The organism is Brevibacterium pityocampae, from assembly GCF_039541555.1.
In the GTDB taxonomy this organism is placed as follows: domain Bacteria; phylum Actinomycetota; class Actinomycetes; order Actinomycetales; family Brevibacteriaceae; genus Brevibacterium; species Brevibacterium pityocampae.
Genome location: NZ_BAABGL010000004.1, coordinates 279,626 through 305,344, shown reverse-complemented (window position 1 = coordinate 305,344; position 25,719 = coordinate 279,626). Strand labels below are relative to the sequence as shown.

At 70.3% G+C, this 25,719-nt stretch carries 20 protein-coding genes; 9 read left to right on the top strand and 11 right to left on the bottom strand.

Going from position 1 to position 25,719, the window contains the following annotated elements; translation table 11 throughout:
• Positions 1-179: 179 nt before the first annotated feature.
• The 3 genes from ABD883_RS05550 to ABD883_RS05540 all read right to left on the bottom strand — a co-directional run bounded on the left by ABD883_RS05550 (position 180) and on the right by ABD883_RS05540 (position 4,537).
• Positions 180-833 carry a TetR/AcrR family transcriptional regulator gene (locus tag ABD883_RS05550; RefSeq protein ID WP_295690028.1) on the bottom strand — a complete coding sequence of 218 codons (654 nt, stop codon included), beginning with the start codon at positions 831-833 and terminating at the stop codon, positions 180-182.
• Between the two features lie 263 nt (positions 834-1,096).
• Positions 1,097-3,334: a TRAP transporter permease gene (locus ABD883_RS05545; protein WP_295690030.1), complete on the bottom strand. Its 2,238-nt coding sequence runs from the start codon at positions 3,332-3,334 to the stop codon at positions 1,097-1,099.
• A 69-nt stretch (positions 3,335-3,403) separates the two neighbouring features.
• Complete coding sequence (locus tag ABD883_RS05540) at positions 3,404-4,537, bottom strand: TAXI family TRAP transporter solute-binding subunit (RefSeq protein ID WP_295690032.1); 1,134 nt, start codon at positions 4,535-4,537, stop codon at positions 3,404-3,406.
• Between the two features lie 352 nt (positions 4,538-4,889).
• Between ABD883_RS05540 and ABD883_RS05535 the strand changes: the two genes are divergently transcribed.
• Together ABD883_RS05535 and ABD883_RS05530 are read left to right on the top strand one after the other, a co-directional pair.
• A complete protein-coding gene (locus ABD883_RS05535) occupies positions 4,890-6,056 on the top strand; it encodes a thiolase family protein (protein ID WP_295690034.1) in 1,167 nt (388 codons plus the stop codon).
• A gap of 94 nt (positions 6,057-6,150) precedes the next feature.
• Positions 6,151-7,323 (top strand): TAXI family TRAP transporter solute-binding subunit, encoded by a 1,173-nt coding sequence (locus ABD883_RS05530; protein ID WP_295690036.1) that lies wholly within the window; start codon positions 6,151-6,153, stop codon positions 7,321-7,323.
• Between the two features lie 61 nt (positions 7,324-7,384).
• Here ABD883_RS05530 and ABD883_RS05525 read toward each other — a convergent pair whose 3' ends face one another.
• The 3 genes from ABD883_RS05525 to ABD883_RS05515 all read right to left on the bottom strand — a co-directional run bounded on the left by ABD883_RS05525 (position 7,385) and on the right by ABD883_RS05515 (position 11,741).
• The gene (locus ABD883_RS05525) at positions 7,385-8,923 is read right to left on the bottom strand and encodes a hypothetical protein (protein ID WP_295690038.1); all 1,539 of its coding nucleotides are present in this window, start codon (positions 8,921-8,923) and stop codon (positions 7,385-7,387) included.
• Positions 8,924-9,007: 84 nt separating this feature from the next.
• Positions 9,008-10,483: a hypothetical protein gene (locus ABD883_RS05520; RefSeq protein ID WP_295690040.1), complete on the bottom strand. Its 1,476-nt coding sequence runs from the start codon at positions 10,481-10,483 to the stop codon at positions 9,008-9,010.
• Between the two features lie 79 nt (positions 10,484-10,562).
• Entirely contained in the window at positions 10,563-11,741 is a 1,179-nt protein-coding gene (locus ABD883_RS05515; protein WP_137318302.1) for a CaiB/BaiF CoA transferase family protein, read from the bottom strand.
• Positions 11,742-11,892: 151 nt separating this feature from the next.
• Between ABD883_RS05515 and ABD883_RS05510 the strand changes: the two genes are divergently transcribed.
• Genes ABD883_RS05510 through ABD883_RS05490 form a run of 5 tightly spaced genes read left to right on the top strand, consistent with a single transcriptional unit; the run spans position 11,893 to position 16,803 of the window.
• A complete protein-coding gene (locus tag ABD883_RS05510; protein WP_345030559.1) occupies positions 11,893-12,924 on the top strand; it encodes a phosphotransferase family protein in 1,032 nt (343 codons plus the stop codon).
• Between the two features lies 1 nt (position 12,925).
• Complete coding sequence (locus ABD883_RS05505) at positions 12,926-14,197, top strand: acyl-CoA dehydrogenase family protein (RefSeq protein ID WP_345030557.1); 1,272 nt, start codon at positions 12,926-12,928, stop codon at positions 14,195-14,197.
• A complete protein-coding gene (locus tag ABD883_RS05500; protein WP_345030555.1) occupies positions 14,194-15,225 on the top strand; it encodes a phosphotransferase family protein in 1,032 nt (343 codons plus the stop codon). The genes ABD883_RS05505 and ABD883_RS05500 overlap by 4 nt, the downstream gene beginning before the upstream one ends.
• Positions 15,222-16,067 carry an SDR family NAD(P)-dependent oxidoreductase gene (locus ABD883_RS05495; protein WP_345030553.1) on the top strand — a complete coding sequence of 282 codons (846 nt, stop codon included), beginning with the start codon at positions 15,222-15,224 and terminating at the stop codon, positions 16,065-16,067. Before ABD883_RS05500 ends, ABD883_RS05495 begins: the two co-directional genes overlap by 4 nt.
• Before the next feature lie 43 nt (positions 16,068-16,110).
• Positions 16,111-16,803, top strand: coding sequence for a histidine phosphatase family protein (locus ABD883_RS05490; RefSeq protein ID WP_137318297.1), 693 nt, complete (start codon positions 16,111-16,113; stop codon positions 16,801-16,803).
• A 153-nt stretch (positions 16,804-16,956) separates the two neighbouring features.
• Here the strand turns inward: ABD883_RS05490 and ABD883_RS05485 are convergent, their stop codons facing one another.
• The 3 genes from ABD883_RS05485 to ABD883_RS05475 all read right to left on the bottom strand — a co-directional run bounded on the left by ABD883_RS05485 (position 16,957) and on the right by ABD883_RS05475 (position 21,032).
• Positions 16,957-18,975 carry an acyl-CoA dehydrogenase family protein gene (locus ABD883_RS05485; protein WP_345030551.1) on the bottom strand — a complete coding sequence of 673 codons (2,019 nt, stop codon included), beginning with the start codon at positions 18,973-18,975 and terminating at the stop codon, positions 16,957-16,959.
• 11 nt (positions 18,976-18,986) lie between these two features.
• Positions 18,987-19,778 carry an enoyl-CoA hydratase/isomerase family protein gene (locus ABD883_RS05480; RefSeq protein WP_345030548.1) on the bottom strand — a complete coding sequence of 264 codons (792 nt, stop codon included), beginning with the start codon at positions 19,776-19,778 and terminating at the stop codon, positions 18,987-18,989.
• Positions 19,779-19,919: 141 nt separating this feature from the next.
• Positions 19,920-21,032 carry a YihY/virulence factor BrkB family protein gene (locus ABD883_RS05475; RefSeq protein ID WP_265808961.1) on the bottom strand — a complete coding sequence of 371 codons (1,113 nt, stop codon included), beginning with the start codon at positions 21,030-21,032 and terminating at the stop codon, positions 19,920-19,922.
• Between the two features lie 404 nt (positions 21,033-21,436).
• Between ABD883_RS05475 and ABD883_RS05470 the strand changes: the two genes are divergently transcribed.
• On the top strand, positions 21,437-22,015 hold the full coding sequence (locus ABD883_RS05470) for an NADPH-dependent FMN reductase (RefSeq protein WP_247618449.1): 579 nt from the start codon (positions 21,437-21,439) through the stop codon (positions 22,013-22,015).
• 468 nt (positions 22,016-22,483) lie between these two features.
• Positions 22,484-23,158: a 4a-hydroxytetrahydrobiopterin dehydratase gene (locus tag ABD883_RS05465; protein ID WP_345030546.1), complete on the top strand. Its 675-nt coding sequence runs from the start codon at positions 22,484-22,486 to the stop codon at positions 23,156-23,158.
• 44 nt (positions 23,159-23,202) lie between these two features.
• Here the strand turns inward: ABD883_RS05465 and ABD883_RS05460 are convergent, their stop codons facing one another.
• Both ABD883_RS05460 and ABD883_RS05455 read right to left on the bottom strand, forming a co-directional pair.
• Complete coding sequence (locus ABD883_RS05460; protein ID WP_265808958.1) at positions 23,203-23,637, bottom strand: hypothetical protein; 435 nt, start codon at positions 23,635-23,637, stop codon at positions 23,203-23,205.
• 26 nt (positions 23,638-23,663) lie between these two features.
• Positions 23,664-25,556 (bottom strand): glycerol-3-phosphate dehydrogenase/oxidase, encoded by a 1,893-nt coding sequence (locus ABD883_RS05455; protein WP_345030542.1) that lies wholly within the window; start codon positions 25,554-25,556, stop codon positions 23,664-23,666.
• Positions 25,557-25,719: the final 163 nt, after the last annotated feature.

Below are 25,719 nucleotides of genomic sequence, written 5' to 3'. Positions count from 1 at the left end.
CTCGTTCGTCGAAGGGGTGGGGCGACGAGCACGATCACCTACGATCGAACACTCGATAAGTTGCAGTCAGCGTATCCCTCCCGGGACGCAGCGGCAAGACCCTGTGCCGGAACGACGGGGCTGGTCCTGCACGTTGGCCGCTGCGCGTGCGGGAATGGCACCGGCTCCGGAAGGGCCCGTCAGTCGTCGAGGAAGCCGGAGTATCCGGACTTCTCCAGCGGCAGGTCGAGCAGCCGGGTGAGCTCGTCGCTGAGCTCGCGGTAGCCGAGCAGCCGCAGGCAGTAGGCGGTGTAGGAGCGCTCGAGCTGGACCGAGTCGAGCGGCCCGTCGTCCTTGTACCAGAGCGGGATGCTGTTGCAGATCGAGAGGATCGCGCGGCCGGCGAGCTCGGGGTTCTCGATCCGGAACTCCCCGGACTCCATCCCGGCGCGCAGCACCCGGACGAGGATCTCCCGCGACTCCCGCTGCAGGGTGCGGATCTGTGCGAACTTCTCCGGGTCGAGGCGCTCGGTGTCGCGCAGGGTGACGCGGCCGAGCAGCGTGTTCCGGCACCGGTAGCGCACGATGAAGCGGACGAGTACCGCGACCTTGTCCGAGCTCTTCGCCCCGGCGGTCTCCACGAGCTCGGAGGCCTCCTGGATGTACCAGTCGAAGGCGAAGCGGATGAGCTCGAACAGCGCGTCCTGCTTCGAGGGGAAGTAGTAGTAGAGGGCCGACAGGCTGAGGCCGGCCTCCTGCGCGATGTCGCGGATCGAGGCTCCGTCGTAGCCCTTGGCGGCGAAGGTGTTCCGGGCGGCGCGCAGGATCTCTGCTCTGCCGTTCGTCGAGCGCATGGTCTCTCCAGGGGTCGGTCGGGGAGCGGGGAGCCGCGGACGCCGTCGTCCGCCGCTCGGAGGTTCCCTAACGAACAATCAATAAGTCGTTCCCACGCACCCTACCCCACCGGGTCCGATTCCGGCGGGTCATCGCCGAGGGGCGGGCCCCGTGCGCGGATCCGTGAGGATCCGGACGGGACCCGCCCCTCGGTTCAGACGGTGCCGCGGTCGACCATCGGTGGCGGCTTCTCGGCCGTGGTCCGTGGCCGGCGGCCCTGCGGTCAGCGGGCGGTGCTGCCGGGACCTGCCGGGTCCTCGGGGTCGCGGCGCGCCTCGGCCCCGGCGGCACCCGGGCGGCGGCCCGGGGCGTCGGGCGCATCGCCGCCGTGGACGTGGCCCTGGCGGTCCGAGGCGCCGGCGTGGATGTCCGCGCGGTCGTCATCGGCGAGCACGGTGGCTCCCCCGGAGTCGAGGTCGGTGGCCAGGCCGCGGGTGGCGGTCGGTCCCATGACCCCGTCGGTGGCCTCGCCGCCGGTGTGCGCGGCCGCGTACTCCTTGGAGGCGGCGGCGTCCTTCGCCTCCAGCCGGCGTGCCTTCTCGCGTTCGATCGCGGCGGACTCCTCCGGGCCGCCGGCGTTCCAGAACCGGGTGACGACCATGGCGACCACACCGACGGCCAGGCCGATGAGGCTCGAGGTGAGCTCCGGTGCCAGGGTCGCCAGGCCGGCGGCGAACAGCACCACGCGCATGACGACGGTGGGGCGACGGGCGACGCCGATCATCCAGCCCTCGAACGCACAGCCGAGGAAGAACACCCCGATGAGCGCGAAGACGAAGGTGTAGATGATCTGGAACACCGTCGAATCCTGCGCGACGAGCGCCGGGTTGAGGACGAAGGCGAACGGGATGATGTACTTCACCGAGCCCAGGCGCATCGCCGTGAGCGAGGTCGACATCGGCGGGGTGCCGGCGATGTTCGCCGCCGCGAAGGAGGCGAGCGCCACCGGCGGGGTGATGTAGGAGACGGTCGCCCAGTAGATCACGAACAGGTGCGCGGCGATCGGGTTGATCCCCATGCCGGTCAGCGCCGGGGCCATGACGATCGCGAGGAACACGTACACCGCGGACACCGTCATGCCCATACCGAGCACGAACGAGGTGACCGCGCCGGCGATGAGGATGAGGAACAGGTTGTCGCCGACGAGCGTGATGAGCTCGCGGGCCAGGGACAGGGACACGCCGGTCATCGACAGGCCGCCGACGATGAGTCCGACGCCGGCGATGATGCCGATGATCTCCGCGATGGTCTTGCCGCCGGCGAAGAGGAAGTCGACGAACGACTTCGGGGTGAGGCGGTGGTCCTTCATGAAGATCGCCACGACGAGGAGGAAGCCGACCACCCAGTACGGGGCCTGCGACTCGTTCTTCTGCACGGTGAGCAGGAGGATGAGGCCGATGAGCGCCACGATGTAGGGCCAGCCGAGCAGGGCGGTGCGCCCGGCCCGGGGCAGGAGGTGCTTGGGCACTCCCTTGAGGCCGGTCTTCGCGGAGTAGGCGTCGACCTGGATGTAGATGCCGAAATAGTACAGGACGGCCGGGATGGCCGCTGCGAGGGCGATCTCGCCGTAGGGCACGCCGACGAAGGACACCATGAGGAAGGCCGCGGTGCCCATGATCGGCGGGGTGATCGTGCCGCCGGTCGAGGCGGTCGCCTCGACGCCGGCCGCGTAGCGCCCGGGGAAGCCGGACTTCTTCATCGCGGGGATGGTCATCGGGCCGGTGGTGAGCACGTTCGACACGGCCGAGCCGCTCATCATGCCCATGAATGCCGAGGAGATCGACGACACCTTCGCCGAGCCGCCGCGATAGCGGCCGAACACCGACTGCGCGAGATCGTAGAAGAAGGTCGCTCCGCCGGTGTGCTGGAGGGCGACGCCGAACAGGAGGAAGCCGATGAGGATCGAGGCCGCGGTCTGCAGCGGCAGGCCGAGGATCGAGTCGACGCCCATGACGTGGATGCGGGCGGCGTCGTCGAGCTGGTAGGGGATGCCCTGGAGGAAGGGCACCGGCACGGCGAGGGCGAACATCGGGTAGATCGAGAACACGAGCGCGATGAGCGTGACGACGAGTCCCGCCGCGCGGCGCAGCGCCTCGAGGACGAGGAGCCAGAAGATGAACGAGAAGACGATGGTGATCGTCGGATACGTCAGCGACTTGTCCCAGCCGAAGTTGACGATGTTCTCGCCGTTGAGACCGAAGTAGAAGGCCACGACGAAGGTGAGTGCTGCGAGCACGACGTCGTAGAACGGCATCGTCCGGTCCTTCTGGGACTTCGCGATGGGGAAGATGAGGAACACGATCGGCAGGAAGAACGCGAGGGTGTAGTAGAGGTAGGAGTTCGTGAGGAAGGTGAGCCCGAAGGGGCTCCAGAAGAAGGCCTGGCTCATCGCCAGCAGCACACCGAGAACGGTGAGCACGACGATGACACCCTTCCACATCGGGGTGATTCTCTGATTCATGGGAGTTCCTGTTCTGCGATCGGGCCGACGCGGCCGGCCCCGGAGAGAGTGTGAGGAGTGGAGGCGGGGTCAGTCGATGGGTTCGAGGTGCTCGTCCTTCCAGTCCATCCACTGCTGCTTGAGATCACCCGAGGTGTCGGCCTGCGCGAGGAAGTCCGGCCAGGTGGCCCGCATCTCCTGGCCGTAGGCGATGAGCTCCTGGTTGCGCTGCTCGGCCTCCTCGGTCCAGGCGCCGTGCTCCTCGAGGAACTCGACCGTGCCGTCGTGGAACGGGACCTGGACCGGAGTCGTGAAGACGTGCTCGAGATCCCAGTTCAAGGTCGTCGCGGTGGCGTCCTTGTACTTCGGGTAGTGCTCCTGGAAGGCCTTGGCGGTCTGATAGGCCTGGGTGTCGGAGAGCTCGTTGTAGGACACGAAGGGGACGGCGTAGATGAACCCGTTGTCCGACTGGCCCTCCTCCTGGCCCGCAGCGTTCTCGAACGGACCGATCTCCACTGATGGTGCGACCTCCGCGACGGCTTCCACGGCCTCCGTGTCCTCCGGGTCGAGCTCGAGCCACTGCGTGTCGATCGCGGCCTCCAGCTCGTAGAGCGACGATCCGTAGACCTGGAGGAACAGAGCGTCGATCTGACCTGCCTGGAGAGCAGCCGGCTGCTCGCTGTACGAGATATCGACACGCTCGACGTCGTCCCAGGTGAGTCCCCCGTAAGCGAGGTAAGCCTCGACCTTGTTCTGGACGGAAGGGTTCGCCGTGGCCCACGGGACCTTCTTGCCCTTGAGGTCGGCGGGAGAATCGATGCCGGAGCCGACCCGGCTCATCATGCCGTGGGGTGCGGTCGGGGTCCATACCATGCGGACGTCCTGCGGGCCCCAATCCGCAGTGGTGAAGTCCTCTTCGCCGTGGAAGGCGAAGATGTATTCGTCACCGGTGCGTGCCATCGTCGCCTGCTTGTTCCGCAGCGGGCTGAGCCGCCCGACACCGGTGTCGGAGGTGAGGATGCGGATCTGCGAATCCTCCTCGTTGGAGATCGTGTTCGCCACCGCTGCCACATCCGCATAGGTCGACGTGGCGGTTCCGTAGGTGCTCCATGCATTGAATGCGGGGAAGTCGTCGACTTCCTGATTGAGCTCGAGCTGCGCGCAGCCCGACAGCAGCATGACGCTGGTGGTGATGGAGGCGAGTGCCCGCGTAAATCGTGTCATCGTCGGTCTTTCCTGTTCGGGATCGAACGGCGATCGGCCGGGAGCGGCCGAGGCGCCGAATCGGTGGTGCGCCGCCGGGCGATTCAGCAGGGTCGGGCGGATCCGCGGGGGATTCGCCGTTGAATGACTGAGGACTCGGAAGAGCGCGATGGCAGGGCGTGCAGGACGGCCTGCGGCCCTGCGAAATTGTTACACGGAACACATAAGATTCCCAAAATTCATTGCCACAGGTGTATAAATGGTGATGCGGGCCACTGGCGTGGGCCGCACCCCGACCATCGACCGCAGCGCCACCGCAGCCCATCGTCAGAAGCACCACCGTCCGGGACACCGCAGTTCAAGGAGACACCCGATGCCAGAAGCAGTCATCGTCGACGCAGCCCGCACCGCAGTCGGCAAGCGCGGCGGAGCCCTCCGCGACATCCACCCCGTCACCCTCGGCGGCCACGTGCTGTCCGCCCTCGCCGAGCGGAACTCGCTCGACCCCGCCCTCGTCGACGACGTCGTCTTCGGCTGCGTGGTGCAGGCCGGCGAGCAGTCCTCGAACGTCGCCCGCTGGTCCGCGCTCGCCGCCGGCTGGCCCGAGACCACCCCCGGCACCACCGTCGACCGCGCCTGCGGCTCCTCGCAGCAGGCGCTGACCTTCGCAATCGCCTCGGTCGTCGCCGGGCACTACGACATCGCCGTCGCCGGCGGCGTCGAGTCGATGACCCGCGTGCCCATGGGCACGAACCGCGCCAACGGCCCCGGCAAGGCGTTCGGTCCGACGATCTTCGAGCGCTACGGGCAGGAGGAGTTCAGCCAGGGGATCGGCGCGGAGATCGTCGCCGAGCGCTGGGGCTTCGACCGCACCGAGCTCGACCAGCTCGCCCTCGACTCGCACGCCCGTGCACAGGCCGCGACCGAGCGCGGGGACTTCGCCGCGCAGATCGTCCCGCTCACCGGCCTGACCAAGGAGGGCGAGGAGTTCGAGTTCGCCGCTGACCAGGGCATCCGGCCCGGCGGCACGCTCGACTCCCTCGGCGCGCTCAAGACCGTGTTCAAGGAGGACGGCGTCGTCACCGCCGGCAACTCCTCGCAGATCTCCGACGGCGCCGCCGCCCTCCTCGTCATGACCGACGTCAAGGCCCGCGAGCTCGGCCTCACCCCGATCGCCCGTGTCAACACCGCGACGCTCGCCGGCGCCGACCCGATCACCATGCTCACCGCACCCATCCCGGCCACCCAGAAGGCGCTGGTGAAGTCCGGGCTGTCGGCCGACGAGATCGGCGTGTTCGAGGTCAACGAGGCGTTCGCCTCGGTCCCGGCCGCCTGGATGAAGGAGATCGGCGTGGACTGGGACCGGGTCAACCCCAACGGCGGGGCGATCGCGCTCGGCCACCCGCTGGGCGCCTCGGGCGCGCGGATCATGACGGACCTCGTCCATCACATGCGCCGCACCGGCACCCGCTACGGCCTGCAGACGATGTGCGAGGCCGGCGGCCAGGCCAACGCCACCATCCTCGAGCTCATCGACTGACCTGTCGCGCCGGGCGTCACACCGCCCGACCCGCGGCGCGGCTCCCCGGGGCGATCCCCGCCGGCCGCACCCGACACCTGCACGGAGACCCACGTTGACGCACCCCCACCGGATCCGGCGCACGCTCGCCGGGATCGCCGTCGCCGCCCTCGCCCTCACCGGCTGCGGTGAGATCACGAGCAGCGGCACCCCGGTGGCCGAGTCCCAGGCCGGTCACCACGCCAACGGCCTGCCCAAGGCCACGGTGTGGACCGGCTACGGTGTGGGCACCTCGAACTACTCCGAGCAGGCCGCCGTCGCCGAGGCGCTGATCAAGGAGTACGACACGCAGGTGCGGATCCTCGGCTCGGACACCGGGGTCGGCCGGCTCACCCCGCTGCGCACCGGCCAGGCGCAGACGGCCCGGCTGTCCGACGAGGCGTTCTACGCCTTCGAGGGCAAGTACGAGTTCGTGTCCCCCGACTGGGGGCCGCAGGACCTCAGGACGTACTGGACCCCTCCGACCACCGTGGCCGTCGGCGTGGCGGGGAACTCCGGCATCGAGACCCTCGCGGACCTCGAGGGCAAGCGGGTGCCGTGGATGGCGGCCAACCCGTCCTCGCAGGAGAAGATCATGGGCATCCTCGCCTATGCCGGCCTCACTCCGGACGACGTCGTCAAGGTCCCGGTCGAGTACGGCGCGCAGCCGGAGATGTTCAAGAACGGCGGACTCGACATGGTGTACTTCGGGGCGCAGTCCTCGGCGATCATCGAGGTCGCCACCCAGATGGACTACCGGTGGGTCGACTTCGACGGCGACGCCGAGGCGGAGAAGCGGCTCCAGGAGTACGCGCCCTCCGTCGTCATCGAGGAGTTCGAGTCCGCGGTCGGCATGGAGGACACCGTCAAGCACGGCCCGACGTATGCGATCCAGATGACCACCTACGCCGACTTCAGCGTCGACGAGGTCTACGCGATGGTGAAGACCTTCCACGAGGCGTACCCGCTCTACGCGGACGCCACCGCCACGACGAAGGACTGGAAGTTCGAGGACATCGACTGGATGCCGATGGTGCTCCCGCACCACGACGGCCTGGTGAAGTACCTCGAGGAGCAGGGCCTGTGGACCCCGGAGCACGAGGAGCGCAACCAGCTGCTCATCGAGCGCGGCGAGACCCTGCGCGCCGGTTGGCCCGAGGTGCTCGAGTCCACCCCGGAGGACGAGCTCGCCGAGACCTGGGAGCAGTGGAAGGCCGAGCACGCGCCCCACATCCCGCGCGAGGACTGACTGCCGCGCGAGGGGTGATGATCCCGCACGAGGACTGACTGCCGCCGTCTGACTGCCGCGCTCACCCGGCGGTGGCGTCCCAGAGCGCGATGAAGTCCTTCTCCCAGCGGGCCGGTTGCTCGCTGTACTTCTCGTAGCTCAGGTCGGTGGCGACGCCGTCCGCGGTGCTGTAGAAGCGCAGCTCGTCGTCGCCGATGCTGATCCGGATCGATGCGGTGCCGTCCCAGTCGCGCTGCCGGAGGAGCCGGACGATCTCCTCCCGCTCGGCCTGCGTGTGGGCCGTGGTCCGGTCCCGGGCGGCGACAGTGATCCCGAGGTCGAAGGTGCTGGGTGTGCCGTCGCCGGACAGGCCGCGGAGGTCGTCGACCGTCGAGGCGTCCCAGCCGGCCTCCCACAGCGCGGCGAGTAGCGGCACCTGCGCGGGCCACTGGGCGACCGCGGTGGCCGAAGTCGACCAGTGGGGGTCCGTGCCGATCTTCAGCGTGGTGTCCGGGCTCAGCGGCCAGTCCTCGGACGCGGCGTAGTCGACGATGTCGCGCAGCGCATCGGCGTCCGGCACGCCGACGCTCACGGTGCTCCCCGCGGCGGTCCCGTCGCCGCCGAGCCCGGTCACCGTGCCGCCGCGCTCGACGATCGGCTCGATGACGACGAACAGGTCCTCGAAGCCCTCGTCGGGTTCGCTGGTGGCGAGCCCGTCGTCGGTGATCATGTCGACCTCCGTGCCCTCGCCGTAGCCGATCGGGCCGAGCTCGTTCTCGAGGTGCTCGAAGGCGGGGACGATGTCGGTGGGCGCGGGGACCTGGATCGACAGCGCGGTGTCCCTGCGCGAGGGGCTGATCTCCGCGCGCGTGAGCAGCTGGTCCGTCCCGGTGAGTGCTGAGTGGGTGTCGCGGAGCACGGGGAGGGTGCCGGGGTCGGCGAGGTCGAGGACGTACTCGATCGCGCTCGGCCGATCCATCTCCCCGCGGAGATCCTGCGGCGTGGGGTCGGCGGGTTCGTCCGCGGTCCGCGGCCGGTGGACGTCGAGTTCGTAGGGTCGGGTCCGGGCGGCGACGGATTCGGTCCAGGCGGCCATGTCGGTGCCCGGGTCGAGTTCGAGCACGATGCGCGAGCTCGGGCGCAGCGGGCCGGGGTGCATGCCGCCGAGCATCCCCCAGCCGCCCGGAAGATGGCCGGAGGCGACATCGGGGAGCGTGTGGAGGTACGGCAGCGCCGAGAGCGCCGGTGCGGTGGGCGGCGGGTCGTACAGGGTGTTCGGGAGCGCCTCGGGGACGCTCGCGGTGAACTTCCCGCTCGTCGCGGTGACTGCGGGCGTGCCGCCGGGATACCGGAAGTCGTTGACGAGGTCGAACAGTTCCCCTGCGGTGTCGCCGAGCTCGTCCGCCGAGGCGTCGGTGCGGAGGTCCGCCTCGACCGTGCCGGGCGAGGTCTCGGTGGCCGAGGTGATGCCGGGCAGGGTGCGGATCTCGTCGACCAGCGCACCGATCGAGGAGCGCGGACGCGGATCGGAGATGCCCTGGCCGAACCGCTCGATCACGGAGCAGCCGGACGCCACGAGGAGGGTGACGAGGAGGCCGAGGGCGACGATGATCCGTTTCATGAGGCCAGCCTAGGAATGGGGCGGGTGCCGGGTGTGGCCGTGCTGTGCCAGGTCCGGCACACCTCGGCGGCGGGTGCCTGCCGCTCAGCCGGCGGTGGCGTCCCATTCGGCGAGGAAGTCCGCGGCCCAGCCGGTGGGCTCCCGGTCGGCTCCGTGGAGGGCCATGTACGGCTCCTCGGCCGCGCCGTCCGCAGTGGACCAGAAGATGAGGTGGTCGCCGGTCGCAAGCGAGATCTGGGCCCGGCCGCCCCAGCCGACTTTACGCAGCACGTCGATGAGCGCGGCCCGGCTGTCGGCGCTGGTGAGGTCCTGCGTCTCGGTGCGGTAGAGGCGGAGGTCGAAGTCGCTGAGCTGGTTGCCGGCTGACATCCGGACGGAGTCGAACCCGGCGTCCCACAGCGCGGCGAGCAGATCCGCGTGCGCCGGCCAGGAGCCGGCGGTGAAGTACGGCGAGTCGTCGGGGTGGGAGGTGTGCTCGACGGAGAGCCGGGTGTCGGCGGACAGCGGCCAATCCGAGCCGCTCACCGCAGCGGACACGTCTCGCAGGGTGTCGCCATCCGGCATGCGGGCGGTGAGTGAGTCGCGCCGGAGGTCCATCGATCGCACCTCGGCCCCGGTCGCCTCGAGCAGCCCCCGGGCCTCGAAGAACGCGTCGACGTCGCCCTCGCCCCCGCCGACGGACAGTCCCTCCGCCGAAGCGACGCGCACGTCGTCGAGCCGATCAGGTCCGTACTCGGCTTCGAACGCCGCGAGGACCGCGGGGATGTCGCTGTCGGCGGGCACGGCCAGCGCGGTGTCCGGGGCGGTGTCGATGCTGCTGAGATCGGCGTCGATCAGGGTCGCGGAGACCGACTCGACGGTGTCGTGGAGCCGGACGAGGTCGGCGGGGAGATCCGGTCGGGAGAGGTCGAGGTCGATCGACACGTCCGGGGGTTCGGGCTCGGCGGAATGCTGGTCGGGCTCGGCGGCGCCGTCCGTCGTCTCCGCGGCTTCTCGATCGTCCGGCGGGAGCACCCGGATCTCGTCGTCGGTCATCGGGCGGTGGGCGGAGAGCCGGAGCTCGCGCGGGGCGGCCGCCGCGTCGCTGGTCCAGGTGCGCATGTCGGTCCCCTCCTGCAGCCGGACCGAGGCGCCGCTGCCGTCCCCGAGCGTGCCCTCCTCCACCGCAGGAAGGGCGTGGAGGAACGGCAGGTGCTCGAGGGCGAGCGGGCCCGGCTGCGGCACTCCCGGGCCGGCGCCTCGGCGGATGACGCCGATCTCGCCGGTGAACACCCCGCTCTCGACGCTCAGTGTGGGCGCCCCGTCCGGATAGCGGTGCCCGTTGACGAGGTCGAACAGGGCCTGGGAGGTATCGGCGAGCTCCGCCTCCTGCGCCCCGGTGTCGAGCGTGAGCTGGAACTCGGATGAACCGGTCGCGATGACCGAGTCGACTCCGGCGAGCGCGGACGCCGCCTGCACGAACTCCGCATGGGTGGACTTCGGTCGGGTGTCGATGAGCCCGCACCCGGCTCCGCCGAGCAGGGCGAGGAGCAGTCCGAGGGCGACGAGGATCCGGTTCATGATGCCAGCCTAGGGATGGCGACGGTGCCGGGCGTGGCGGTGGTGTGCCGGTCCCGGCACACCTCGGCCGCGGCGCGGGTCAGCTGTCGGTGCCGGCGAGCCAGGCGCGCACCGCATCGGAGTCCTCGCCGAGCTGCGGGGGCTCCTTGCGGTAGCTCGCCGGGGTGGCCGACATGCTCAGCGAGCTGCGCACGGTCGGCATCGACTCCGGGTCCTCGGTGTGCCAGATCGGGTCGATGCCGAGCTCACGCGCGGACTCGAGGCCCTCGCTGACGTTCTGCACCGGCGAGCACGGCAGGCCGGCGCCGCGCAGCAGCTCGAACCACTCGTCCTTGCCCTTGACCGACAGCGCGCGCTCGAGCAGCGGGCGCAGCTCGGCGCGGTTGATATTGCGCTTCTCCGGGTTGTCGAAGCGCTCGTCCGTGAGCAGCTCCGGGGTGCCGAGCACCTGGCACAGGCGGGCGAACTGGCCGTTGTTGCCGGCGACCACGATGAGGTCGCCGTCGGCGGTGGGGAACGCGTTGTACGGGTAGATCGTCGGGTGCTCCTTGCCGTTGCGGGTCGGGTGCTTCCCCGTCGTCGAGGCGACCTGGTACTGGTTCGCCATGGTGAAGATCGCGTTCGCCATGAGGTTGTTCTCGATGAGCTGGCCCTCCCCGGTGCGCTCCTTGTGGCGCAGGGCGGAGGTGATGCCCACGGCGGTCATCATCCCGGTCGTGAGGTCGAAGATCGACACACCCGAGCGCACCGGCTCGCCGTCGGCCTCGCCGTTCATGTCCATGAGCCCGGCCATGCCCTGCACGAGCACGTCGTAGCCGGGCAGCGCCGCCCCCGCACCCGAGGTGCCGAAGCCGCTGATGTGGGCGTAGATGATGTCCGGGTTGATCTCCTTGACGCCGTCGTAGCCGAGGCCGAACTTGTCGATCGAGCCGGGCTTGAAGTTGTGGATGAAGACGTCGGCGCGGGCGGCGATGTCCTTCGCCACGGCGAGGTCGTCGGCGTCGGAGAAGTCGAGGGCGATCGAGTGCTTGTTGCGGTTGACCGCCTGGTAGTAGCAGGCGCTGCCCTGGTACGCCGGGGGCGTCCAGGCGCGGGTGTCGTCGCCGGTGGGGCTCTCGACCTTGATGACGGTGGCGCCGAGGTCGCCGAGGATCATTGTGCAGTAGGGTCCGGCGAGCACGCGGGAGAAATCGGCGACGATGACGCCGGAGAGCGGGCCGGGATTGGGTGCGGTGATGTCGATGGTCACAGGATTCATCCTTGAATGAGCAGCCGGTACGAGTCGTTCGATTCTCCCACAGGGCGCCTCGGGCCCGGCAGACCGGTCCCCGGTTTCGGGGCTTGACACTGCGCGCCGGATTCCATACGGTTCAAAAGACTCGAACGATTGTTCACTCAGGAGGTCAAAGGTGACCGGTACCACTGCTCCGGCCGGGATCGATCCGGTCACGGTCGGCCGCTGGATCGAAGACAGGTTCGGCGCCGCCGACGTGACGTACACCGTGCTCTCGATCGGCCGCTCGAATCTCACGTACACCGTCGAGGTCGACGGGAAGCCGCGCTGGGTGCTGCGCCGCCCGCCGCTCGGACACACCGGCGGCAGCGCGCACAACGTCGCCCGCGAGGGCCGCATCATGGCCGCGCTCGGACCCACCGACGTGCCGGTGACGAACGTCCTCGAGATCGTCGACGACCCGGCCGTCATGGAGGTCCCGTTCGTCTTCATGGACCACTGCCCCGGGTTCCCCATCAACACCCCGGAGGACTGGGCCCGGATCCCCGACGCGGACAAGCGCGACACCGCCTTCGGGATGATCGACACGCTCGCCGCGATCCACCGCGTCGACGTCGACGCCGTGGGACTGACCGACCTGCGCCGTCCCGGCGGCCTCATCGAGCGCCAGCTGCGCCGCTGGCTCGGCCAGTTCGAGCAGATCACCCAGCGCGACATCCCGGAGATCAAGGAGGTCCACGACGTCCTCGCCGCAGAGATGCCCGAGGCCGCGGACTCCTTCATCGGGATCGCGCACGGCGACTACAAGCCGAACAACATGATCTTCGCCCCCGACGGCACGATCAACGCCGTCGTCGACTGGGAGCTCACCGCGATCGGCGAGGTGCTCACCGACCTCGGCTACTTCATCGCCATGCTCACGACCCCGGACGAGCACACGAGCATCTGGGTGCCGCGGCCGGAGCACGGCTTCCCCACGAAGGCGGAGCTCATCGCCCGCTACGAGGAGCAGTCGGGCATCACCGCGTCGAACGTCAACTACTACGCAGCGTTCGCGATGTGGAAGCTCGCATGCATCCGCGAGGGCGTCTACACCCGTCTCATCACCGGACAGATGGGTGACCTCGATTTCGATCCCGAGGAGGCCGGCGCCGGTGTGGAACAGCTCGCCAAGCAGGCGCTGACCATTCTCAAGGAGGAGAACTGACATGAGCTGGAACTTTTCAACGGAGCCCGAGTTCGAGAAGAAGCTCGAGTGGATGCGCACGTTCGTGCGCGAGGAGATCATGCCGCTCGAGGTCGCCGATCTCAGCCCGGAGGCCTTCACGCAGGTCTCCGACGGTCTCAAGCAGCAGGTCAAGGACCAGGGGCTGTGGGCGGCGCACCTCGAACCGGAGCTCGGCGGGGGCGGCTTCGGCCAGCTCAAGCTCGGCCTCATGCACGAGATCCTCGGCGCGAGCGTCTTCGCCCCGTCGATCTTCGGCAACAACGCCCCGGACTCCGGCAACGCCGAGCTGCTCGCGATCGCGGCGAACGAGGAGCAGAAGGAGAAGTGGATGAAGCCGCTGCTCGCCGGTGAGCTGCGCAGCTGCTTCTCGATGACCGAGCCGGGTGCCGGGGCGGACCCGACGATGCTCACCACCCGTGCGGTGCGCGAGGGCGACGAGTACGTCATCAACGGCCACAAGTGGTTCTCCTCGAACGGCTCCCACGCGGACTTCTTCATCGTCATGGTCGTGACGGACCCGGACGCCGAGGCGCACGAGCGCGCCTCGATGATCATCGTCCCGCGCGACACCCCGGGCGTGAATGTGCTGCGCGACATCCCGGTCATGGGCCTGTCGCACGCCGCCGGCGACAAGGGGCACGCGGAGATCCTCTACCAGGACGTCCGGGTGCCGGCGGCCAACCTCGTCGGCGAGGAGGGGCAGGGATTCATGCTCGCCCAGAAGCGCCTCGGCCCGGGACGGATCCACCACGCGATGCGCTGGCTGGGCCAGGGCAGGCGCGCCTTCGACATGATGTGCGAGCGGGTCGTCACCCGTGAGGTCAAGGGCTCGACGCTCTCCCAGAAGCAGATGATCCAGGACATGGTCGCGACCTCGAAGGCGGAGCTCGAGGCGGCCCGCCTGCTCACCCTGCAGGCGGCGTGGAAGATGGACCAGGGCGGCACGAAGGCCGCGCTGACCGACATCGCGATCATCAAGTTCTGGGGCGCCCAGGTGCTCTTCAACGTCATCGACCGGGCGATCCAGGTGCACGGCTCGCTCGGCATCACCGGTGATCTGCCGCTCGAGGAGATGTACCGCAACGCCCGTTCGGCCCGGATCTACGACGGCCCGGACGAGGTCCACAAGGTCACCGTGGCCCGGCGCGTGCTGCGCGGCTACGAGCCGCACCCGGTGCCCAGCGAGCACATCCCCACCCGCACCGAGGAGGCGCAGAAGAAGTTCGCCCAGTACCTCGAGGCGGCCTCGTGAGCGAGGTCGACGACGCCGCGGTCGCCGCCGAGCACGCGCGCCAGGCCGGGATCGAGCTCGACACGCTCGCCGCCTGGCTGCGCGAGCAGATCGGCCCCGGCGAGATCACCGATCCGGACTTCCTCACCGGCGGCACCCAGAACGTGCTGCTCGGCTTCACGTGGAACGACGAGCGACTGATCTACCGCGGCCCGCCGGTGAACAAGCGGAAGAACTCCGACCAGATCATGCTCCGCGAGGCCCGCGTGCTCGCAGCCCTCGGCGGCAGCAGGGTGCCGCACCCGGAGTTCATCGCGGCCTGCGACGACCTCGAGGTGCTCGGCAACGCGTTCTTCATCATGCGCTCCGTGGCCGGGTTCAACGGGGTGAGCGGCGTGCCCGAGCACGTCGCCGCCGACCGCGACTGGCAGCACGCGATGGGCCTCGCCCACGCCCGCGCGATCGCAGAGCTCGGCAACATCGACCACGTGGCCGCCGGCCTCGAGGGGTTCGGCAAGCCCGACGGCTGGCTCGCCCGGCAGCCCGGCCGCTGGGTCGGGCAGCTCGAGAGCTACCGCGAGTTCGAGTCCTGGCCCGGACTCGACCACCCCGGCGTCGAGGCGATCCCGGCCTGGCTCACCGAGCGGATGCCCGACGCGCGCAACGCCGGGATCATCCACGGCGACTGCCACCCGGGCAACGTCCTCTTCACCCGGGAGGAACCGGGCGTGGCCGCGATCGTCGACTGGGAGCTGTGCACGCTCGGCGACCCGCTCCTCGACCTCGGGCACCTGCTCGCCTCGACCCACGGCCTCGCCCTGCCCGGCTGGCCGGCGAAGGACGAGGTCGTCGCCGCCTACGGCGAGACCAGCCGCTACGACGTCTCCGACGTCGACTTCTACCACGTGCTCGCGTGCTTCCGCTTCGGATCGATCCTCGAGGGCTCGCAGGCGCGCGCCTCGGCCGGTCTCGCCCCGGAATCGGTGGGCCGGCGGCTCCACGAGCGCACCGTGTCCCTGTTCGACCAGGCGATGGAGATCATCGGATGAGCACCGAGAGCACAGCACCCGGCCACGGCGGGAACGCACCCGCCGAGGCGCCCGCCGGCACCTCGGGAACCGGCACTTCCGGCGCCGGTCGGTGGGGCTTCGACTTCACCGGGAAGCGGGTCGTCATCACCGGCGGCTCGCGCGGTATGGGATTCGAGATGGCGCGCGCCTTCTCCTCCCTCGGGGCCGAGGTGGCGATCGCCTCCCGCAAGATCGCCTCGTGCGAGGACGCCGCCGCCCGGATCACCACGGAGACCGGCGGGCGCGTGCACCCCTACGCCCTGCAGGCCGCGGACTGGGACCAGTGCACGGAGTTCGCCCACCGGGTGTGGGACGAGCTCGGCGGCGTCGACGTGCTCGTCAACAACGCGGGCTCCTCGCCGCTGTACGACTCGGTGGCCGGTATCAGCGAGGAGCTCTACGACAAGGTCATCGGCCTCAACCTCAAGGGCCCCTTCCGGCTCTCCGCGCTGCTCGGGGAGCGGATGGCCGAGCGCGGGGGCGGGTCGATCGTCAACATCTCGTCGATCGCCGCGCTCCACCCCAAGCCCTCGACCGTGCCGTACTCCGCGGCGAAGGCCGGACTCAATGCGACGACGATCGCCCTCGCCCACGCCTACGGGCCGAGCGTGAGGGTCAACGCCGTGGTGCCCGGCACCTTCCTCACCGACATCGCCAAGCACTGGGACATGGAGGCGTTCGGCAGGCGGGCCAAGAGCTTCGCCGCCGAGCGCGGGGGAGAGCCGGACGAGATCGTCGGCGCGGTGCTCTACCTCGCCTCGTCGCTCGCGTCCTACACCACAGGGGCGCTGCTCACCGTCGACGGCGGCGCCCCGAGCTGAGCGCGTCCCGGCTTCCCGACCGACCACCTCTGAACGGAGACCCATGAGCAACTTCCTCGGGCGGGCCCTCGGCACCGCACTGCTGACCCGCGTCGATGATGCGACGGACGTGTACCTCGTCCGCCACGGCCAGCAGGTGCGCGCCGGCAAGGACTCCCCGGAGTCGATGGCCTACGACGCCCACCTCTCCGAGCAGGGCCGTGCGCAGGCGCTCGCCGTGGGTGAGGCGCTCGCCGGGGCCGGGCTCGACGCGGTGTACTCCTCGAACCTTGCCCGCGCCCACGACACCGGGAAGGCGATCGCCGCCCACCACGGGGTCGAGGTCGTCGTGGACGAGCGGCTCAAGGAGGTCGGGATCTTCCGGGACGTGCCCGGCGAGCAGAGCTTCGAGCAGGCCGTCGGCACCGAGCGCGCGCTCGCGGCCAGCCGGCAGATGATCGAGACGCTGACCTGGGACTCGATCCCGCTCGGCGAGGGCTCGGCGGAGTTCCGCGCCCGCGTCCACGGGGCGATCTGGGAGATCGCCCGGCGCCATGCGGGGGACCAGGTGGCGATCGCCTGCCACGGCGGCGTGATCAACGCGTTCCTCGCCGAGGAGTACGGGCTGAGCCGCGACTTCCTGTTCCGGCCCGCCCACGCCGGGATCACCCGGGTGCGCTTCGCCGCCGATCGCGCGATCATGCTCACCGGCAACGAGATCTCCCACCTCGAGGCAGCCGACCTCCTGAGCTTCTGAGGGGTTGCGCTGTTGCGGTGCTGCGCGGCACCCTCTCCTCGGACGCCCGTCGAGTGGTCACAGATCCTCGAAATATCGAGTGGATTCAAGGATCTGTGACCACTCGACGCGTGCGCATCACTCGGGGCGCGCAACGTGGTCGGTGGGCCCGTCTCAGCTCTCCGGGGCGGAGTCGGTGAGGTGGTCCCAGATCACGGGTTCGCCGCCGGCTAGGGCCAGGCGGCCGAGCTCGACGAGCGCTGCGTGCTCGCTGGTGCCGGAATCGCGGGTGGCCCAGATGAGCTGGGTGAGGTGGTGGAGCGGGTACTCTGCGGTGATCCCGATCGCGCCGTGGAGCTGATGCGTCTGCGCGGCGACGAGCCCGCCGGCCTGCGCAGCGATCGCCTTCGCGGAGAGGGCGGCGGCCACCTGGGCGTCGCTGATCCCCGTTCCCGGGGCGCTCTCGCCCGAGGTGCCCGCTGCCGAGGTGCCGGCCGGATCGTTCGCCGTCCTGTGTTGGCCGCCCGCCGCATCGGAGGCCTGATCATCGGCCTCGGCGGCGACGAGCGCCTCGCCGGCGATCTCGAGGGCGCGGTCGTAGGACTCGACTGCGAGGTCGAGCTGCATGCGCATCCGTGCGATCCACGACTTCACCGCCGGGATCGCCGCCAGCGGCGCCCCGAACTGCTCGCGCTCGATGACGTGGCCGATGGTCAGCGCGAGGGCTGCCTCCCCGGCACCGAGGAGCACCGCGGCGTCGAGCAGCGACGCGAGCGCGGTGGCCTCCCGCTGTCCGAGCCCGGCACCGGTGTGCGCGGCGACGAGGTGCTCCGGCAGGTCCGCGGTGACGCCCAGGCGGGCGAGCCCGCGCACGATCGCCCCGGCATCGGCGAGGGACCCGCCGGACCCGCCGGCCGATTCCGGCACGGACACCCGCGTCCAGCCGAGGTCCTCGACCGTCGAGCGCAGCCGGTCCAGACCGGCATCGCTGCGATCGACGTCGAGCAGGGTGCCGCCGGCGACCTTCCCGGCGAGCTCGACGAGCTCCTGCGCCTCGGGGTCGGCCAGGCGCGGCTGCGGGGTGGCCTTCGACAGGTCACGCGGCAGCTCGAGCTTCGCGACGATGCCGAGCAGCACGTCCTCCGCCCCACCTCGGATCCCGAACGCCGGAGACGCCCACAGCGCCTGCTGGATGAGACCGGCGAGCTTCTCACCCGGGGTGGGAACGAGGCGGCGGGCGATGTCGATGAGCCCCTTCTCGAACCCGTTGCCGATGAACTTCGAGGCCGCCGCCAGCCGGATCGGCGCCTCCCCGGCGTCGAGTGCCGCGGCGATGCGGCGGTACATGTGGCGCAGCGCGGAGAGCTCCGCGACGACCTGTCCGAGGTCGCGCAGCGCGCCCTCGTCGGTGCGCAGACCGGGCGCGGCGAGCACTTCGGGCACGAGCACCCACGTCGACAGGGCCCGCTCGGGTCCGCCGCGCTCGAAGCTCAGCTGCTCGATCACCTGCTTCCAGCCCTCGCCCTCGGTGCCGATGAGCCGCTCGCGAGGAATGAACACGTCGGTGTAGCGGACCTCGTTGAAGTGGTGCTCGCCGGCGAGGTCGACGATCGGGGACACCTCGATGCCGGGGGAGTCCATGTCGATGACGAACTCGCTGAGCCCTTGGTGCTTCTTCTCCTCCTCCGAGGTGCGCGCGAGGATGTACATCGCAGTGGCGTTGTGCGCCTGGGTGGTCCAGATCTTGTGGCCGTTGAGGATCCACCCGCCCTCGGTGGGCACCGCTCGGGTGCGCACGCTCGCCAGATCCGAACCGGATTCCGGCTCGCTCATCCCAAGCCCGATGATCGCCCGGCCGGCGACGATGTCGGGCAGGATCGCCGCCTTGAGCTCCGGAGTCCCGGCGCGCAGCACCGCCGGGCCGATCTGCCGCTCGGCGATCCAGTGCGCCGTGACCGGAGCACCCACCCGCAGCATCTCCTCGGTCAGCGCCAACCGGTCGGTGTTCGGCCGGCCCTCGCCGCCGTGCTCGACCGGCCACGTCATGCCGAGCAGCCCGGCCTCGCCGAGCGCGCGGGAGAAGTCCCGGTCCACCGAGCGCAGCCAGCAGTCCACCGTCGGGGTGAACCGGCCGGCCGACAGCCAGTCGTCGAGCAGAGTGCGGATGCGGGTGCGGATCTCGGTCGAGCTCATCGCCGGCCTCCTCAGCGTCCCTCGAAGCGCGGGGCGCGCTTCTCCTTGAACGCGGCGACCGCCTCGGCGGAGTCCGCGGTGGACTGGATGACCGCCTGCTCCGCGGCGGCGTGGACGAGGTGGTCGGTGAGCGACTGGGTGCGCGCGATGCGGGTCAGGCGCTTGATCGTGCGGATCGCGATCGGCGGGCCGGCGGCGAGCGACTTCGCGAGCTCCATCGCTGCCGGCAGCAGTTCCTCGGTCGGGTGGTGGGCCATGGTGATGCCGAGCTCGGTCGCCTCGGCGCCGTCGATGAACCGGCCGGTCCACATGAGCTCGAGCGCGCGCTGTTCGCCGACGATGCGCGGCAGCATGTGCGCCCCGCCGTCGCCGGGCACCAGACCGACGCGCACGTACCCCTGCGACAGCCGGGCCTCGGTGCCGACGAGGCGGATGTCGGCCATGAGCGCCATGTCCATCCCCGCACCGATCGCATCACCGTTGATCGCGGCGATATAGGGCTTCTCGAGGTGCTCGAGGGCGCGCGCGACGGCATGGACGTCGTCGGCCAGGTAGGCGCGGCGCTGCAGCGTCTCCGTCACCCCACCGAACTCGCCGAGGTCCACCCCGGCGCAGAACCCCTTGCCGGCACCCGTGATGAGGAGGACCTTGACCTCCGGGTCCGCGGCCGCGGTGTCGATCGCGGCGGCCCAGGCGGCGAGCAGCGCGCGGTTGAAGGCATTGCGACGCTCGGGCCGGTTGAGGGTGATGACAGCGACGCCGTCCTCCACCCGGTAGTCGATTTCGGGTCCGATCGAGGTCATGGGTGCTCCTTCGCACGCAGGGTCCGGCGGCGACCGCCGCAGAACTGAACAATCGTTCAGGTACTGCTCCCGAGTCTATGGAGGGCTCACGGGGCGGTCAACGCGTGTCCGCGGAGCGGGCGAGGGGCGTTCGGTGGGCTGTCAGCTGCGGGGCGCCTCGTCGGGTTCGGCGGTCTCGCCCGCGGAGATCCGCAGGGCGCGCGCCCGCTCGACGTCCTCGGCGAAGTTCTTCTCACGGGTGTCGCTCGCGGTGGTGTCGCGCGGCGGCAGCTGGATCTCCCGCTCGGCCGGCAGTCCCGCCTGGAGCTCGCGACCGCGCTCGAGCTCGGCATCGATCTCCGCTCCGAGGAGGAGCACCGCGTTGACGATGTAGAGCCACAGGAGCAGGACGACGACGCCGGCGAGCGCCCCGTAGGTCGCGTTGTAGTTGCCGAAGTTCGTCACGTAGAAGAAGAAACCGAGGGTCGCGAGGACTGAGACGACGATCGCGACGACGGCGCCGATGCTGATCCAGCGGAACCGCGGCTGCTTGACGTTGGGGGTGGCGTAGTAGAGGAGCGCGACGACGACGATGACGACGCCGGCGAGCAGGAACCACTTGGCGATGTTCCACACCGTCACCGCCGTCCCGCCGAGTCCGATGAGACCGCCGATGAACTCCGCGATCGGGCCGGACACGACGAAGATCACGAGTGCGATCGCGCCGAGGGCCAGCAGGAGAGCCGTGAATAGGTACATCTGTGCGTTGATCTTGATGAGACCGCGTCCCTCGGGGACGTCGTAGATCCGGTTCATGGCCCGGCCGAATGCCTTGGTGTAGCCCGAGGCCGTCCACAGTGCGATGACGAGACCGAGGACGAGGCCGAGCCCGGGGGCAGGAGCGGTGAGGACCGCGGAGAGCGCCGGCTCGATGATCTTCCACGTGTCCGCGGGGACCACGCGGTCGGCCTGCTGGAGGACGGTTTCGAGCGATCCGCTCTGGCCCACGAGGCTGAGCATGGACACGAGCGCGATGAGCGCGGGGAACGTCGACAGCACCATGCGATAGGTGAGTCCGGCGGCCAGGTCCATGCACTCGTCGTCGAGGTACTCCCGGTACGTCGTGCGCGCGATGTTCTTCCACGAGGGCTTGGTGAGATCGCTCGGGGAGTCCGGCTTGTCGGCGTGGGACGGGTGCCGCACCCGCCGGGGCGGATGCGCGGTGTCGTCGATGCCGGACAGGGGGCTCTCGATGTGCTTCTCGTGGCTGGCCATGCCGGCTCCGTTCGCTGCGCGGGCGGGGATTGCATCAAGGGGTCTTGCGTGAGTGTACGCCGGTCGTACCGGGCGGCCGCGCGCCGGGCGGCCGGTGGCGCGGTGAGGGCGGTGGCGCGGTGAGGGCGGTGGCGCGGTTGGGGGCTGGGCCGAGGGCGGTGCTGGGATGGGGCGGGCGCCTCGGCGACGGTCTGGAGGAGCCGGCGGCACGGTACCGGGTGGGGCGGCGCTGTGAGGAAACCCTCACCAGCCATGGAATGATTTAACTTTGAACTAAGTTAGTCTGAGTGAAGACGCAGGGATCCGGGGCGTCGGTCGGCCACCGCCGCAGCACCGGCGGTCGCGGTAGTCCGGCTCCGCCGCACGGCATCCCCTCGACATCCGCCAACTCATACAGGAGAGACATGCTGAAGATCGCCATCATCGCCGGGACCAACCGACCCAATGCCCTCAACCCCCAGGTCGTCGACTGGGTGGCCCAGCAGCTCGCTGCCCGCGGCGGGATCGAGGCCGAGATCGTGCGCTTCGACGACTTCGATCTGCCGGTCCTCGATGAGCCGATCCCGGCGGGCGCGCACATGTACCAGAACGACCACACCAAGGCGTGGGGCGCTAAGCTCGCCGAGTTCGACGGCTACATCTTCGTCACTCCCGAGTACAACCACTCGGTCCCCGGCGGCCTCAAGAACGCCCTCGACTACGTCAGCCTCGAGTTCAACCACAAGGTCGCCGGCATCGTGAATTACGGCGCCGACAAGGGCGTGCGCGCGGCCGAGCACCTGCGCCTGATCCTTGCGAACTCGCGGGTCGCCGTGGTGCGCGACCAGACCTCCTTCAGCATCTTCACCGACTTCACCGACGGGCAGTTCGCCCCGCAGGAGGTCTCGGTCCAGCCGTTCGCCTCGATGATCGACGACATGGTGCTCTGGGGCGAGGCACTCGTCGGCGCACGCGAGAAGCGCGCCGCGATGACCGACGCCTGATTCCGCCCAGAGTGCAACTTCTTGCGGTTCCTGTGAACGGAACCGCGAGAAATTGCACACTTTTGGCACTCGACCTGCAGACGCCCGGCCGGCCTCAAGGCGCAAGACTCTTCTGGCACTCGATCTATGGGCGTTTGACTCTCTTGGCCTTCGACCTATCGGTGCCCGACTCTATTGGCGTCCGATTCGCGGGAGCGAAAACGGCGCCCCGCTCGCGTCGGGGCAGGCGGTATCGGGCTTGTCTCCGACGAACTGCGCGGTATCCCGATTCGAACGCGTCATTGCGCGCCTGGATCGGGATACCGCGCAGTTCGACGCGGAGCGCCTGTGACGCGGTGCGCCTGTGACGAGGAGCGCCAGTGACCTTGCGATACATCGCGGATCGGTTCCCAGGAACCTTCGCATTTTGAGGTCTCGGGTGGGGGATCGGGGGCTGACACGGGCGCGCGGACACGGGATAATCGGTCCATGAAGATCCTCACCGGCGATGTCATCCGCGCGAACCTCCCCGCTCAGTGGCGCCTGATGAACCGGATCGTCCGCGCGCGGTTCCTCACCGGGGACTTCGCCACCGGCATCCGCTTCGTCGACGCCGTGGCCGAGGCGGCGGAGACCGCCGACCACCACCCGGACATCGACCTCCGGTACCTCCACGTCGACCTCGCCCTCGTGAGCCACAGCGCCGGCGGGGTCACCCAGCGCGACCTCGACATGGCGGAGACGATCAGCGGGATCGCCGCCCGGCTCGGCGTGAGCGCCGCACCGGAGCGGCTCACCGAGATCGAGATCGCCCTCGACAGCGTGCGCGCAGAATCCATCGCACCGTTCTGGGCCGCCGTGCTCGACGGCGACATCGGACGCGTGCAGGGCTCCGCGGAGTTCTTCTCGTCCTACGGCGGAACGGTCACGGAGAACACCGGCCAGGTGCCGCCCCTGTGGTTCCAGCTCACCGAGCAGCACGAGACCCCTCGGCAGCGCTTCCACCTCGACGTGTGGGTGCCCGACGACCAGGCGCAGGCCCGGGTCGAGCGGGCGGTCAAGGCCGGCGGCACCGTCGTCGACACCAGCCACGCCCCGAGCTTCACCGTCCTCGAGGACAAGCAGGGCAACCGCGCCTGCATCTGCACGAGCGGCGACTCCTGACCCGAGCCTCCGCCACGAGCCTCAGCAGAGGCCGGACCCGGGCCTCACCCGAGCGCGGCGAAGCGCTCCGCCAGCGCCGAGGCGGCACGCACCCCGGCTCGGCACGTCGACATCGGCACCTGCCCGAAGACCGCACGCGGCAGCGGGTCGCGGCACAGCTTCGCGGTGCGGGGCTCGTCCCAGTCGATGAGGACGAACCACTCCGTGTCCTCCACGACCTCCCTCACCGCGCCGACCGCGCACACCTCCTGGCGGCGCGACAGGTAGGCCCAGATCCGATCACCCGAACGCATGGTCCGGTACCCGCTGCGCAGGCACCATCGCCCGATGGGCTGGGATCGCCCGATCGCCTCCCACACCGCGCTCGCGTCCCGGCGCGTGCGCCAGTCCGCAGGCAGATGCTCCGCATGTGCGGCCGGGTCGATCGGCAGGAGCCAGTCGACCACCCGGCGGGTCTCCCTGCTGCCCGTCGCAGTCATCTGTTCTCCTGCACCCGTATCCGTGCTCACACCCGGCTCCGGGCGGCGTACTCCGCGACCGCCTCGGCGTCGGTCCGCGTGCGCTCCGCCGCACGTTGGGCGGCAACCTCCGCGGTGAACTCCCGGAGCTCGGCGGCGGTCGCCTCGGCATCCCAGCCCAGGTCCGGGGCGATGAGAGCGACGGTAGCCCGAGCCGCCTCCACGCCCCGATCGGCGCACGCGAGGTCGCAGCGCAGCCGTCGGTGGAGCACGTCGGCGAGGTGCACAGCGCCTTCGGCTCGCACCGCATAGACCGCCTCGACCGCAAGGTGCTCCCGCGCTCCCGGCAGCGGCTCCGCGAGCTCGGGGCGCTCGTCGATGAGGTCGAGCAGCTCGCCGAGCAGCGAGCCGTAGCGGCGGAGCAGCCGGCCGAGGCGCGCGTCGTCCCAGCCGTGGGCGGCGCGGAGCCGCTCCCGGCGCGGGCCGGTGATCTCCGTGATGTCCGCGCCGAGCAGCGGCACGGATTCGGTTCGGCTGCGCGGGTGCGGGCGGCGGGCGCGGAGCGCGAAGTCCACCGCGTCCTCCGCCATCACCCGGTAGGTCGTGAGCTTCCCGCCGACGATCGCCGAGGCGCCCGGCGCGACCTCCTCGATCGCGTGCTCGCGCGACACCCGGGTGCTGTCGTCGGAATCCGCCGGCGGCTGCACGAGCGGGCGCAGGCCGGCGTAGGCGGCCACGACGTCGGTGCGCTCGAGCGGCTCGCTGAGCACGGCGTTGGCGTTGGCGAGCACCCGCTCGATGTCCTCGGCGGTGACGAGCGGGTGGCTGACGCTCTCGCGCCACGGGGTGTCGGTGGTGCCGATGAGCCACAGCTCGTCCCACGGGATGATGAAGAGCACCGAGGTCTCCGTGCGGGTGATGACGCCGAGGCCGGGGTCGGCGGCGATGCGGTCCCGCGGCACGGTGATGTGGATGCCCTTGGAGGCGAGCACCCGCAGCCCGGCGGAGGAGCCGGTGAGCTGCTGCTGCCGTTCGGTCCACACGCCGGTGGCGAGCACGGTGTGGCGGGCGTGGATCGTGAACTCCTCCGCGGTGAGCTCGTCGCGGGCGCGCACCCCGACGATGGGCCGGCCGGTGCCCCGGCCCGCGGGATCCTCTGTGCAGGAGGCTGGGCCCGCGGAACTGTCTGCTCCGGAAGCCCTGCCGGTGTCCCCGCCGGAAGCCCTGCCGGTGCCACTGCCGTCGCTCCCGCTCTCGCCGTCGCTGTTGCTCGGGGTTGCGGATCCGCCAGCAGCCCCGTCCGTGCTCTCCGACGCATGGAGGTAGCCGGTGACCGGGGCGTGGTTGGCCGCCACCGCGCCGTGGGCGACGGCCGTGCGGATCAGCGTGTGCGTGAGGCGGGCGTCGTCGACCTGCGCGTCGCCGTACTCGATCCCGCCGTGCTCGGTGCGCAGGCCGGGGAAGCGGCTGCGCAGGCCGCGCGGGCCGAGGTGGCGGTGGAGCGGCATCGCGCGGCGCGTCCCGGGGCGGATCGCCATCGCGTCGTAGAGCGTCATGCCCGAGCCGATGTAGGCGCGGTCGGCGACGGGCGAGTCGAGCGGGAACACGAAGGACACGGGGCGCACGAGGTGCGGGGCGAGGGTGGTGAGGAGCAGATCGCGCTCGCGGAGCGCCTCGGCGACGAGGGCGAAGTCGAGCATCTCGAGGTAGCGCAGGCCGCCGTGGACGAGCTTCGAGGACTTCGAGGAGGTGCCCGAGGCCCAGTCGCCCGCGTCGACGATCCCCACCCGCAGGCCGCGGGTCGCGGCATCGAGGGCGACGCCGGCGCCGGTCACTCCGCCGCCGACGACGAGGATGTCGAGCGGAGTCGCCGCCGAGGTGCGGGCCAGGGTGTCGATCGCCCGGGAGCGGGCGGCGGGGTCGAGTCTTCCGGTGCGCATTCTCATCACTCCTCTGCCGGCGCCCGGGGCGGCACCCGGCGGTCCGCGCCACCGATGTCGGGCGGCGGCACGTTCCGGACCGGTCCTGCTCGGGTCCGGTCTGATCATCGTATCCACGTCCGCTGGGTATCCGGGCGGAATGCTGGCCGGGACCGGAGACCGC

Excerpts from the sequence above, each read along its gene's own strand:
- ABD883_RS05550 (WP_295690028.1), bottom strand. The coding sequence starts at position 833 with ATGCGCTCGACGAACGGCAGAGCAGAGATCCTGCGCGCCGCCCGGAAC.
- ABD883_RS05545 (WP_295690030.1), bottom strand. The coding sequence starts at position 3,334 with ATGAATCAGAGAATCACCCCGATGTGGAAGGGTGTCATCGTCGTGCTC.
- ABD883_RS05540 (WP_295690032.1), bottom strand. The coding sequence starts at position 4,537 with ATGACACGATTTACGCGGGCACTCGCCTCCATCACCACCAGCGTCATG.
- ABD883_RS05535 (WP_295690034.1), top strand. The coding sequence starts at position 4,890 with ATGCCAGAAGCAGTCATCGTCGACGCAGCCCGCACCGCAGTCGGCAAG.
- ABD883_RS05525 (WP_295690038.1), bottom strand. The coding sequence starts at position 8,923 with ATGAAACGGATCATCGTCGCCCTCGGCCTCCTCGTCACCCTCCTCGTG.
- ABD883_RS05520 (WP_295690040.1), bottom strand. The coding sequence starts at position 10,483 with ATGAACCGGATCCTCGTCGCCCTCGGACTGCTCCTCGCCCTGCTCGGC.
- ABD883_RS05515 (WP_137318302.1), bottom strand. The coding sequence starts at position 11,741 with ATGAATCCTGTGACCATCGACATCACCGCACCCAATCCCGGCCCGCTC.
- ABD883_RS05505 (WP_345030557.1), top strand. The coding sequence starts at position 12,926 with ATGAGCTGGAACTTTTCAACGGAGCCCGAGTTCGAGAAGAAGCTCGAG.
- ABD883_RS05495 (WP_345030553.1), top strand. The coding sequence starts at position 15,222 with ATGAGCACCGAGAGCACAGCACCCGGCCACGGCGGGAACGCACCCGCC.
- ABD883_RS05490 (WP_137318297.1), top strand. The coding sequence starts at position 16,111 with ATGAGCAACTTCCTCGGGCGGGCCCTCGGCACCGCACTGCTGACCCGC.
- ABD883_RS05485 (WP_345030551.1), bottom strand. The coding sequence starts at position 18,975 with ATGAGCTCGACCGAGATCCGCACCCGCATCCGCACTCTGCTCGACGAC.
- ABD883_RS05480 (WP_345030548.1), bottom strand. The coding sequence starts at position 19,778 with ATGACCTCGATCGGACCCGAAATCGACTACCGGGTGGAGGACGGCGTC.
- ABD883_RS05475 (WP_265808961.1), bottom strand. The coding sequence starts at position 21,032 with ATGGCCAGCCACGAGAAGCACATCGAGAGCCCCCTGTCCGGCATCGAC.
- ABD883_RS05470 (WP_247618449.1), top strand. The coding sequence starts at position 21,437 with ATGCTGAAGATCGCCATCATCGCCGGGACCAACCGACCCAATGCCCTC.
- ABD883_RS05465 (WP_345030546.1), top strand. The coding sequence starts at position 22,484 with ATGAAGATCCTCACCGGCGATGTCATCCGCGCGAACCTCCCCGCTCAG.
- ABD883_RS05460 (WP_265808958.1), bottom strand. The coding sequence starts at position 23,637 with ATGACTGCGACGGGCAGCAGGGAGACCCGCCGGGTGGTCGACTGGCTC.
- ABD883_RS05455 (WP_345030542.1), bottom strand. The coding sequence starts at position 25,556 with ATGCGCACCGGAAGACTCGACCCCGCCGCCCGCTCCCGGGCGATCGAC.